The 11,665-nt window shown below is 71.6% G+C and carries 11 protein-coding genes; all 11 read left to right on the top strand.

Translation table 11 applies throughout. From position 1 onward, the window contains the following. Positions 1–50 precede the first annotated feature (50 nt). Entirely contained in the window at positions 51–1,268 is a 1,218-nt protein-coding gene (locus tag AB0N81_RS21725; RefSeq protein WP_365360689.1) for a cytochrome P450, read from the top strand. A 74-nt stretch (positions 1,269–1,342) separates the two neighbouring features. Then, positions 1,343–2,458 carry a cytochrome P450 gene (locus AB0N81_RS21720; RefSeq protein WP_365360687.1) on the top strand — a complete coding sequence of 372 codons (1,116 nt, stop codon included), beginning with the start codon at positions 1,343–1,345 and terminating at the stop codon, positions 2,456–2,458. A gap of 8 nt (positions 2,459–2,466) precedes the next feature. Further along, positions 2,467–3,669 carry a cytochrome P450 gene (locus AB0N81_RS21715; RefSeq protein WP_365360685.1) on the top strand — a complete coding sequence of 401 codons (1,203 nt, stop codon included), beginning with the start codon at positions 2,467–2,469 and terminating at the stop codon, positions 3,667–3,669. Positions 3,670–3,691: 22 nt separating this feature from the next. Beyond that, on the top strand, positions 3,692–3,904 hold the full coding sequence (locus AB0N81_RS21710) for a ferredoxin (RefSeq protein ID WP_365360683.1): 213 nt from the start codon (positions 3,692–3,694) through the stop codon (positions 3,902–3,904). 64 nt (positions 3,905–3,968) lie between these two features. Further along, positions 3,969–5,531: a tryptophan halogenase family protein gene (locus tag AB0N81_RS21705; protein WP_365360681.1), complete on the top strand. Its 1,563-nt coding sequence runs from the start codon at positions 3,969–3,971 to the stop codon at positions 5,529–5,531. A 9-nt stretch (positions 5,532–5,540) separates the two neighbouring features. Beyond that, complete coding sequence (locus AB0N81_RS21700; protein WP_365360679.1) at positions 5,541–6,068, top strand: flavin reductase family protein; 528 nt, start codon at positions 5,541–5,543, stop codon at positions 6,066–6,068. Continuing rightward, positions 6,065–7,444, top strand: a complete 1,380-nt coding sequence (locus AB0N81_RS21695; protein ID WP_365360677.1) for a cation:proton antiporter — start codon at positions 6,065–6,067, stop codon at positions 7,442–7,444. The genes AB0N81_RS21700 and AB0N81_RS21695 overlap by 4 nt, the downstream gene beginning before the upstream one ends. Positions 7,445–7,602: 158 nt before the next feature. Continuing rightward, a complete protein-coding gene (locus AB0N81_RS21690) occupies positions 7,603–8,196 on the top strand; it encodes a hypothetical protein (protein WP_365360675.1) in 594 nt (197 codons plus the stop codon). After that, a complete protein-coding gene (locus AB0N81_RS21685) occupies positions 8,193–9,629 on the top strand; it encodes a peptidoglycan-binding domain-containing protein (protein ID WP_365360674.1) in 1,437 nt (478 codons plus the stop codon). The genes AB0N81_RS21690 and AB0N81_RS21685 overlap by 4 nt, the downstream gene beginning before the upstream one ends. A 53-nt stretch (positions 9,630–9,682) precedes the next feature. Next, positions 9,683–10,414, top strand: coding sequence for an ABC transporter ATP-binding protein (locus AB0N81_RS21680; protein ID WP_365361076.1), 732 nt, complete (start codon positions 9,683–9,685; stop codon positions 10,412–10,414). Next, positions 10,411–11,652 carry an ABC transporter permease gene (locus AB0N81_RS21675; RefSeq protein WP_365360672.1) on the top strand — a complete coding sequence of 414 codons (1,242 nt, stop codon included), beginning with the start codon at positions 10,411–10,413 and terminating at the stop codon, positions 11,650–11,652. The genes AB0N81_RS21680 and AB0N81_RS21675 overlap by 4 nt, the downstream gene beginning before the upstream one ends. The last annotated feature ends 13 nt before the right edge of the window (positions 11,653–11,665 follow it).

The raw sequence follows: 11,665 nt of genomic DNA, 5'->3' as shown, positions 1-11,665 counted from the left end.
CCGGGAATCGTGAATCAATCACGGATCGCACAGGGCGAAAGGGACCCTGAATGTCGAAGGCAATATCGAAGGCAGTGAGCACCTCCGCGCACACCCGGAGGAACGGGATAGAACCCGTTCCGGAACTGACGGAACTGAGCGTCCGCACACCGCTCGTCGAACTGGACACCGGCGGGCGCGCCCCGGCCCGCCACTGGCTCGCCACCGGCTACGACGAGGTGCGGGCGGTCCTCGGCGACGACCGGTTCAGCATGCTGCCGTCCGACGACGGCAGGGGAGGCGGAAAACCGCAGATCGAGGTCGGCAACCTGCGTCAGTACGACCCGCCCGAGCACACGCGGCTGCGCAAGATGCTCACCCCCGAGTTCACCCTGCGGCGCATCCGCAGGCTGGAACCCTTCATCGAGGAGATCGTGGCGCACTGCCTCGACGCGCTGGAGGGCGCAGGCCGGCCCGCCGACCTCGTCCGGCACTTCGCCTGGCCCATCCCCGGCCTGGTGGGCTGTGCGCTCCTCGGCGTGCCCCGCGACGACGCGGCCGAACTCGCCCGCAACCTGAACGTCAGCAGGACCGGCACCGGCTTCGGCCGGCACACCAGCCGCGAGCAACGGGAGCGGCAGCGGGCCGCCGTGAACGCGTACATGATCTACATGGGCAGGCTCGTCCGGCAGAAGCGCCGCGACCCCGGCGACGACCTGCTGGGCATGCTGATCCAGCGGCACGGCACGGAACTCACCGACGAGGAACTGACGGGCATGGCCGCCGCCATCATGGGCTCCGGCCTCGAGGACATCGGCGGCATGCTGGGCCTCGGCCCGCTGGCCCTGCTCGAGAACCCCGACCAGCTCGCCCTGCTCCAGGAGCGGCCGGAGCTGATGGCGTCGGCGGTGGAGGAACTCATCCGCCACGTCTCGTCCGTGCAGAACGCCACACCCCGCACCGCCCTGGTGGACGTGACCGTCGGCGGGCACCTGATCCGGGCCGGCGAGTCCGTCATCTGCTCCCTGCTCGCGGTGAGCCGCACCCCGGTGAACGGCGTGCCGCAGGACACCCTCGACATCACCCGCGACAACTCCGGGCACCTCGCCTTCGGGCACGGCGTCCACCACTGCCTCGGCGCGGTCCTGGCCCGCGTCGAACTGCGCATCGCCATCGCCGCCCTGTTCCACCGGTTCCCCGAGCTGAGCGTCGCGGTCCCCGCGGAGGAAATCCGCTTCCGCACCTGGACACCCAACTACGGAATAGACGAACTCCTCGTCCGCTGGTGAATCCTGGACATCCTTGACGGTGTGCGGAGCCGAATTCAGACTCGTAAGCAAGAAAGGGCGAAAGGATTCCGATAATGCCCAAGCCATTGGACGAAACCGAGCAGTCGCCGCTTGTCAAGACCACCCCTCCAGGGACCATGGACCGCGCATGGCTCGCGACCGGGTACGACGAGGTGCGGGCGATACTCGGCGACACGGACCGGTTCACCACGCTGCCGCCCGCGGACAACATCGAGGACTCCCGACGGCTCGTGCAGCCCGGCAACCTGCTGCACTACGACCCGCCCGAGCACACCCGGCTGCGCAAGATGCTGACCGGCGAGTTCACGCTTCGCCGGGTGCGGGCCCTGGAGCCCCTCGTCGAGGGCATCGTGACGGAGCGTCTGGACGCCATGGAGGGCGCCGAACAGCCCATCGACCTCGTGCCGCACTTCGTGTGGCCCACCACCAGCCTCATCGGCTGCACGCTGCTCGGCATACCCCGCGACGACCAGGCCGAACTGGCCCGCCACCTCGACACCAACCGCATCGACAACCCCGACAGGGACCAGCGGGACGCGGCAGGGAACTCGTACCTGGTCTATCTGAGCAAGTTCACCGCCCTGAAGCGCCGCGATCCCGGCGAGGACCTGCTCGGCCGGCTCATCCAGCGGCACGGCGCCGACCTCACCCCCGCCGAACTGACGGGCACGGCCGCGACGCTCCTCGCCTCCTTCATCCAGAACGTGGGCGGCACGCTGGGCCTCGGCATCCTCGCCCTCCTCGAGAACCCCGACCAGCTCGCCCTGCTGAAGAAGCGCCCCGAACTCCTCGACCACGCGGTGGAGGAGCTGATCCGGAGCGTGTCGATCATCTCGCACGCCTCACCCCGCACCGCCCTGGAGGACGTCACCTTCGCGGGCAGGACGGTCAAGGCTGGGGAGTCCATCGCCTGTTCACTGCTCGGCGCCAACAACACCAGCTCGCCCGGGGAGCCGCAGGAACCCATCGACATCACCCGCGACAACAGCCGCCACATGGCGTTCGGGCACGGCATCCACTACTGCCTCGGCGCACCGCTGACCAGGATGGAACTGCGCATCGCCATAGCGGAACTGCTGCGCAGGTTCCCCGGGGTGCGGCTCGCCGTGCCGCGCGAGGAACTCCGCTTCACGTCGAAGGCCGTGGAGACGCTGCCGGTGGCCTGGTAGGGGGCGACATGCCGCACGAGAGCGCACCCGTACCGCTGCACACCCGCCGCACCCGCCTCGACCCGGCCGACGACCTGCGCCGCCTCGCCGCCGACGGGCCCGTCACCCGCGTCAGCCTGGCCCCCGGCGCCGGCGGCGAACCCCTGTGGCTGGTCACGGGCCACGCAGAGGTCCGCCGGGTCCTCGGCGACCACGTCAGGTTCTCCACCCGCCGCCGCTTCGGCTCCCGCGAACCGGCCGGCGACGACGGGCGGCCCGACGAGGGCGTCGGACTCCTGATGGACTACGACCCGCCCGAGCACACCCGGCTGCGGAAGATGCTGACGCCGGAGTTCACGGTCCGGCGGATGCGCAGACTCCAGCCGCGGATCGAGGGCATCGTCGCCGAACGCCTCGACGCCATGGAGCGCGCCGGGCGACCCGCCGACCTCGCCGAGCTGTTCGCGTCGGCGATCCCGGGGCCGGTGCTGTGCGAACTGATCGGCGTGCCCCGCGACGACCGGGACGACTTCCTGCGCCGCTGCCACGCCCACCTGGCCACCGGCGGCGGACGCCAGGAGCGCACGGCCGCCGGGTCGGCGTTCACCCGCTACCTCGCGGCCCTGGTGGCCCGGCAGCGCAAGGACCCCGACGAGGGCTTCCTCGGCATGCTGGTGCGCGACCACGGAGGCGAGTTCACCGACAAGGAGCTGCGGGGCATCTGCATCCTGCTGATGCTCGCCGGACTCGACAACATCTCCGGAATGCTGGGCCTCGGCGCCCTCGCGCTCCTGGAGAACCCCGGCCAACTGGCCCTGGTGCGCGACGATCCCGCCGCCCTGGACCGCGCCGTCGAGGAGCTGCTGCGCTACCTGTCCGTACCGCACGCCCCGACGCCACGGACCGCCGCCGAGGACGTCGTGCTGGGCGGCCGGCTGATCAGGGCGGGCGACACCGTCGTCTGCTCGATCCCGCTGGCCAACCGCGACCCGGCGCTGACCACCGAGCCCGACCGGCTCGACCTGACCCGGGACCCCGTGCCGCACGTCGCGTTCGGGCACGGCATCCACCACTGCATCGGCGCCGCGCTGGCCCGGATGGAGCTGCGCATCGCGTACACGGCGCTGCTGCGGCGCTTTTCCGGCCTGCGGCTCGCGGTGCCCGCGCGGAACGTGGAGTTCCGCGTCCGGTCGACCGCGTACGGCGTGGAGCGACTGCCGGTCACCTGGTGAGCGAGCGAGAGGGGGACGAGAGATGGAGGTGCGTGTCGACCGCGGCAGGTGCGCGGGTTCCGGCCTGTGCATGAGCTACGTACCCGCTGTGTTCGACCAGTCGGAGGAGGACGGGAAGGTGCTGCTCAAGGCGGCACGGCCCGGACCAGGATCGGCCGCCGCGGTACGCGGCGCGGCCGCGAGGTGTCCGGCCGGCGCGATCACGCTGAGCGGGCAGGACGAACGCGGCCGGTAGGCCGCGGCGGCGCACCGGTGCTCAATCACCGCCGGTGCTCAATCATCAGAGTGGGGTGGGGGAAATGACGCATGCTCCTGTACGCAACGTCGTCATCGTCGGCGGGGGCACGGCAGGCTGGATGACCGCCGCGTACCTGACAGCGGCCTTCGGCGACCGGATCAAGATCACGCTGGTGGAGTCGGCGGACGTCGGCACCATCGGCGTCGGCGAGGCCACGTTCAGCGACATCAGGCACTTCTTCGAGTTCCTCGGCCTGGCCGAGCGGGACTGGATGCCCGCCTGCAACGCCACGTACAAGCTCGCGGTCCGCTTCGAGGACTGGCGCGAGCCGGGGCACCACTTCTACCACCCCTTCGAGCAGCTGAGGTCGGTCAAGGGCTTCCCGCTCACCGACTGGTGGCTGCGCCACCCCACCACCGACCGGTTCGACGTGGACTGCTTCGTGATGGCCTCGGTGATCGACGCCAACCGCAGCCCCCGCTACCTCGACAACCGGCTCCTGGAACAGGACTTCGTCGAGGACGAGGCGCTGCCGAACACGATCGCCGAGTACCAGGGCGCGCAATTCCCGTACGCCTACCACTTCGAGGCGCATCTGCTGGCCAAGTACCTCACCAAGTACGCCACCCAGCGCGGCGTGCGGCACATCGTCGACAACGTCGTGGACGTCGGCCTGGACGAGCGCGGCTGGCTCTCGCACGTACGGACCGCCGAGCACGGCCTCCTGGAGGGCGACCTGTTCGTCGACTGCACCGGCTTCCGCGGCCTGCTCCTGAACAAGGCGCTGGACGAACCGTTCGTGCCCTACCAGGACACCCTCCCCAACGACAGCGCCGTCGCCCTCCAGGTCCCCATGGACATGGACAAGGACCCGATCCGCCCCTGCACGACGGCCACCGCCCAGGACGCGGGATGGATCTGGACCATCCCGCTGATCAGCCGCCTCGGCACCGGCTACGTCTACGCACGCGACTACATCGACCCCGACGAGGCCGAGCGCACCCTGCGCGAGTTCGTCGGCCCGGCCGCGGCCGACGTGCCCGCCAACCACATCCGGATGCGCATCGGCCGCAGCCGCCGCTCCTGGGTCAACAACTGCGTGGCCGTCGGCCTGTCCAGCGGCTTCGTCGAGCCGCTGGAGTCGACCGGGATCTTCTTCATCCACTACGCGATCGAGCAGCTGGTCAAGTACTACCCGGCCGCCGACTGGGACCGTTCGCTGCGCGAGCAGTACAACAGCGCGCTGACGAACGTGATGGACGGCGTACGCGAGTTCCTCGTCCTGCACTACCGGGGCGCGAGGCGGGCGGACAACCAGTACTGGCGCGACACCAAGACCCGGGCCGTGCCCGACGCGCTGGCCGAGCGCCTCGAACTGTGGGAGAGCAAGGTCCCCGACACCGGCACCGTCTACCCCCGCTACCACGGCCTGCCGCCCTACTCGTACAACTGCATCCTGCTCGGCACCGGCGGCATCACCGTCAAGCCGTCACCCGCCCTCGACCTGATCGACGAGAAGGAGGCACTCGCCGAGTTCCAGGCCATCAAGGACAAGGCGCGGTCGCTCGTGCGCACCCTGCCGACGCAGAACGAGTACTTCAAACGCATGCGCGACGGGGTGTGAGCGAGGCACATGGACACCGAGTTCCGCGACATGATGGCGTCGTTCCCGACCGGTGTGTCGGTCGTGACGGCCCGGGACGGCAGCGCGCAGCCCCGGGGGATGACGTGCTCCTCGCTGTGCAGCCTCAGTGTCGCCCCGCCGACGCTCCTGACGTGCCTGCGCAGCGGCAGCCCGACACTGGGCGCGGTCATCTCCAGCGGCGCGTTCGCGGTCAACCTGTTGCACGGCGAGGCCGACTGGGTCGCCGCGCTCTTCGCCTCGGGCGCGCCCGACCGGTTCGAGCGCGTCGCCTGGCGGCCGTCCTGCCGCACCCGCAGCCCCGCCCTGATCGAGGCCGCGCACGCCGTCGCCGAGTGCACCGTCGAGCGCACCCACCCCTCCGGCGACCACGTCATCGTCGTCGGAGCGGTGCGTTCCGTCGAACGCTTCCGCCACGGGAGCGCCCTGCTCTACGGCTTCCGGCGCTACAGCGAACTCTCCCCGGGAGTACCGGCCGCGGTCGGTGAGCGGAGCGTCGCCGCCGAACGCGGGAGGTGAGCGCCGTGCACCGGGCCGGGACTCCGGCGGCCGCCGACGAGCTATGGGCCGCCGCCCCCGTACAGCCCATCGCGGCCCACCCCCTGCTGATCTTCCTGCTACAGGTCGGCCTGCTGCTGCTCCTCGCCATCATGCTCGGCAGGCTGGCCGCCCGCTGCGGACTCCCCGCGATCGTGGGGGAGTTGAGCGCCGGCGTACTCCTCGGCCCGTCTCTCTTCGGCTGGGTGGCGCCGGACGCCGCGGCCTGGCTCCTGCCCTCCGACCCCGGGCAGGTCCACCTCCTCGACGCGGTCGGGCAGATCGCGGTGCTCCTCCTCGTCGGGCTCACCGGCATCGAGATGGACCTGCGGATGATCCGGCGCAGGGGCGGTACGGCGCTGCGCGTCAGCCTCGCGGGGCTTCTCGTGCCCCTCGCCCTCGGGGTGGGCCTCGGCCACCCGCTCGCGCGGATGCTCGGCATCGGCGCGTCCGACCGGCAGATGTTCGCGCTCTTCCTGGGCGTCGCGATGTGTGTCAGCGCCATCCCCGTCATCGCCAAGACGCTCATGGACATGGACCTCATCCACCGCGATGTGGGCCAGCTGACCCTGGCCGCCGGGATGATCGACGACACCTTCGGCTGGCTGATGCTCTCCGTGGTCTCCGCCATGACCGTGGGCGGACTGACCGCGGGCGTGTTCGCCGAGGCCGTCGGCTCGCTCCTGCTGGTCCTTCTCGTCGCGCTGCTGATCGGCCGCCCGCTCGCCCGCACCGCCCTGCGGCTCTGCAAGGGGTCGGAGGAGCGGACGGTCTCCGCGGCCGCCGCGATGATCCTGCTCGCCTCGGCCGGCACCCAGTCGCTCGGCCTCGAAGCGGTCTTCGGGGCGTACCTCTGCGGCATGCTCATCGGCTCCAGCGGGGAGTTCGACCGGGCCCGTACGGCGTCGCTGCGCATGGTCGTCCTCGCCGTCCTGGCCCCCGTCTTCTTCGCGACCGCGGGGCTCCGCATCGACCTGCGGGCGCTGCGTGAACCCGCCGTGCTCGGGGCCGCCTCCATCGTCCTGGCCATCGCGATCCTCGGGAAGTTCGCGGGCGCGTACATCGGCGCGCGGCTCAGCAGACTGAGCCGCTGGGAGGCCCTCGCGCTCGGCGCGGGAATGAACGCCCGCGGCGTCATCGAGGTCATCGTGGCGATGGTCGGACTGCGGCTCGGCATCCTCGACACCAGGACGTACACGATCATCGTGCTCGTCGCCGTGGTCACCTCCGTCATGGCCCCGCCGCTGCTCAAGGCGGCCATGAAGCGGGTCGACTGCACACAGGAGGAACTGCGCAGACTCACGGCGCGGCGCGGGGCCCCACAGGTCCGGGGCAGCCCGGAGCGCGCCGAGACGTGACCCGCCACCGCCCGGTGGCGAAGCGGAACGGCCGCGCGCCCTCGGCACGCGGCCGTTCCGGCCTGCCCCGACCCGCGATCCGCCGGCCATGACGGCACTGTGCGGACGCCCCGCTCTGTGTCCCCCGTGTGACCGGCCGCCGCGTAGAAGTTGGGTCCATGTTCACCACACACAAGCGAGCATTCGCACGCAAGCGGGCCATCGCGCCCGCCCTCGTCGCCGCATCCGCTCTCGTCACCGGGTCGCTCCTCACGGGCTGCTCAGGAGACTCCTCGGCCGCCTCCTCGGAGAACGGCTCCTCCGCCTCCCCGACCAGCCCGTTCGACCAGGGCCTCGCGTACTCGAAGTGCATGCGCGAGAACGGGGCGCCCGACTACCCCGACCCGCAACAGGACTCCGGCGGCGTCAGGCTCACACCCGGAGAAGGCGTCGACCTCAACTCGGAGACGTACAAGAAGGCCGAGGAGGCCTGCCGGGACAAGGCACCGCAGGGCCTCGGCGGCGGTGGGGGAGGGGGCGCCGCCCTCGACTCGAAGAAGGTCTCCGCCTGGGCCAAGTGCCTGCGCGAGAACGGGCTGGCCAAGTTCCCCGACCCGGAGATCGAGGGCAGCAACATGAAGATCGACATCAACGGCACCGGCATCACCCCGGGCGGCCCGGAGTTCACCAAGGCCATGGGCGCCTGCCAGAGCAAGTACCCCGGCGGCGGCATGATGATGAACAACGGTCAAGGGGGAGGAGTCCCCCAGTGACCAGCCGCGACGAGACCGAAGCGCTGCGCGTGCCCGGCGAGCCGTCCGGCGCGCTGGAACGCCACGGCTCCGGCGAGGTGTCGACGAAGCGGGCCGGCGGCTCGGCGCTCGACACGACGTCGGAGCCGGGCACCGCCTCCGAACTGGACACCGCCTCCGGACCGGAAACGGCCCTCGGGGAAGGCCCCGGCTCCGCGGAGCGCCCCGACGAGGAGGAGACGCAGGCTGGCAGCGGCCGCAGGCGCCGCCCGCTGCGCACCTCGCTGGTCGTGCTCGCCGCGATCACCGTGACCGCGGCGGCCGGCGTCGCCGCCACCGGCACCATCGGGGGCGACGGCGACGGTTCGGGGGGCTCCGCGCCCGCAGGGCCGCCGGCCACCGCGAAGGTGGAACGCACCACGCTGACCGACACCGAGAGCGTCGACGGCAACCTCGGTTACGGCGACGCGACCACCGTGCAGGCACCGGCCTCGTCGTCCGGCACGGACAACGGACAGGCCTCCCAGAGCGGCCAGTCGGGCCAGTCCGGTCAGTCCGGCCAGGAGGGGGCCTCCGGCGGCGGCGCGGGCGACGGCGTCGTCACCTGGGTGCCCGAGGAGGGCACCGTCGTCGAACGCGGCGAGACCGTCTACCGCGTCGACCAGCAGCGGGTCCCGCTCCTGTACGGCTCGTTCCCGCTGTACCGCACTCTGGAGTCGGGCAGTGAGGGCGACGACGTGGAGATGCTGGAGAAGAACCTCCGCGCCCTCGGATACAAGGGCTTCACCGTCGACGACACGTACGATTCCGCCACGGCCGAAGCGGTGAAGGACTGGCAGGACGACCTGAACCGCGAGGAGACCGGCACCGTCCGGGCGGGCGACGCCGTGGTCGCCTCCGGCGCACGGCGCGTCGCGGACGTGAAGACCTCGCCGGGCGCGGCGCTGAGCGGCAACGTGCTCTCCTGGACCGGCACCGAGCGGACCGTCGGCGTCGACCTCGACGTGCAGTTCGAGGACCTGGTCGAGAAGGGCACCAAGGCCACCGTCCGGCTCCCCGACGACAACACGGTCGAGGCCGAGGTGACGGACATCGGAACGCCGTCCACCGCCCAGGGCGACGACTCCGCGGAGGGCTCCGGAGACGCCGGGTCCGGCGAATCGGACGACAAGGCCACCCTGCCCGTCGAGCTGACCGTGAAGGACCAGAAGGGCCTCGGCCGCTACCAGGCCGCCGCCGTCGAGGTCACCCTGAAGGCGGAGTCCCGCAAGGACGTCCTCGTCGTCCCCGTGGCCGCCCTGGTGGCACAGCGCGGCGGAGGCTACGCGGTGGAGGTCGTCACCGCGGACGGCACCGAGTACCGCCCGGTCAAGCTCGGCATGTTCGCCGACAGCAAGGTCGAGGTGTCCGGAGCGGGCATCAAGGAAGGCACCGTCGTGGGGGTCCCCAAGTGACCCTGTCCACCGCGGAGATCCCCGCGCCCGCCACGGCCCCGCAGGACCGGCCGGTGGTCGAGCTGACCGGGGTCTCCAAGACGTACGAGGACGTCGCCGCCCTGCACGGCGCGGACCTGGTCATCCGGCGCGGGGAACTCCTCGCCATCGTCGGCCCCTCGGGGTCCGGCAAGTCCACGATGCTCAACATCATGGGCACCCTGGACCGCCCCACGTCCGGGCAGGTCCGCATCGACGGGCACGACGTGGCCGGCCTGACCGACCGTGAACTGTCCGCGCTGCGGGCCGAGACCATCGGCTTCGTCTTCCAGCAGTTCCACCTGGCGTTCGGCGTACCCGCGCTGGACAGCGTGGCGGACGGGCTGCTGTACAGCGGCAGGCCGCGCGGCGAACGCCGCCGCCTCGCCGAGCGGGCCCTGCGCCGGGTCGGCCTCGGCCACCGGCTCCACCACGAGCCGCACCAGCTGTCCGGCGGCGAGAAGCAGCGCGTGGCGATCGCCCGCGCGGTGCTCGGCGATCCGCCGCTGCTGCTCGCCGACGAGCCGACCGGCGCCCTGGACTCGCGGTCCGGGGCGGTCGTGATCGAGCTCCTCCACGAACTGCACGAGGCGGGGACGACCGTCGTGGTCATCACCCACGACCGGGACATCGCCGCGACCCTGCCCCGGGAGGTGCGCCTCAAGGACGGCCGCATCGAGCACGACTCGGTCGGTGCCGTCGGCATGAGCTCCTCCTCCCTCGCCCCGGGAGGCCGTGCGATGACCGAGATCAAGGAGCTGGGATGACCGGGATCAAGGAGCTGGAGCGGGCCGCCGCTCCCGAACCCGCGCGGCGGCCCAAACCGGCCCGGATGAACCCGGCCGACGTGCTGCGGGTCGGCGGCTCCGGGCTGCGCTCACGCCCCATGCGGGTGTTCCTCTCGGCGCTCGGCATCGCCATCGGCATCGCCGCGATGGTCGGCGTGGTCGGCATCTCCACCTCCTCCACCGAGGACCTCAACCGCAGGCTGCAGGCCCTCGGCACCAACCTCCTGACCGTCACCCCCGGGCAGAACTTCAGCGGCGGGGAGGCCCATCTCCCCGTCGAGTCGGTCGACATGATCGCCAACATGGACGACGTCGAGTCGGTGTCCGCCATCGGCAAGACCGACGCCAAGGTCTACCGCAGCGACCACACGCCCGAGGAGGAGACCGGCGGCCTCAACGTCTCGGCCGCCAGGACGGACCTGCCGAAGTCGGTCGGCGCCGAGATCGTCGACGGCCGCTGGCTCAACGCCGCCAACAGCCGCTACCCGTCCGTCGTCCTCGGCCCCAAGGCCGCCGAGCAACTCGGCGTCCACCAGGCGGGGGAGGACGTGAAGGTGTGGCTCGGCGGACGCTGGTTCACCGTCGTCGGCCTGCTCGCGCCCAACGAACTCGTGCCCTCGCTCGACTCCTCGGCCCTCGTGGGCTGGACCGTGGCGGAGCGGGAACTGGACTTCGACGGCTCGCCGACCACCATCTTCACGCGGGCCGACGAGGCAGCCGTCAACGACGTGCAGGCCGTCCTCGGCGCCACCACCAACCCCGAGAACCCCAACGAGGCCAACGTCTCGCGGCCCTCGGACGCGCTGGCCGCCAAGGAAGCCACCGACGACACCCTCAGCGGACTGCTGCTCGGCCTCGGCGGAGTCGCGCTGCTCGTGGGCGGCGTCGGGGTCGCCAACACGATGGTCATCTCCGTACTGGAACGCCGCTCCGAGATCGGCCTGCGCCGCTCCCTGGGCGCCACCCGGGGCCAGATCCGCACCCAGTTCCTGGCCGAGGCCCTGCTCCTGTCCGCCCTCGGCGGCGTCGGCGGCGTCCTGCTGGGCATCGCCGTCACCGGGGGCTACTCCGCCTACCAGGGCTGGCCGTCCGTCGTGCCGTTCTGGGCGATGGCGGGCGGTGTCGGCGCCACGCTGGTCATCGGCGGCCTGGCCGGCTTCTACCCGGCCGTACGCGCGGCACGGCTTCCGCCGACCGAAGCGCTGGCGACCACATGAGCGTCTGACACCG

The organism is Streptomyces sp. NPDC093510 (assembly GCF_040683555.1).
Lineage (GTDB): Bacteria > Actinomycetota > Actinomycetes > Streptomycetales > Streptomycetaceae > Streptomyces.
Note: the sequence above shows the minus strand (reverse complement) of the source record. Positions and strands in the feature narration are given on the sequence as shown.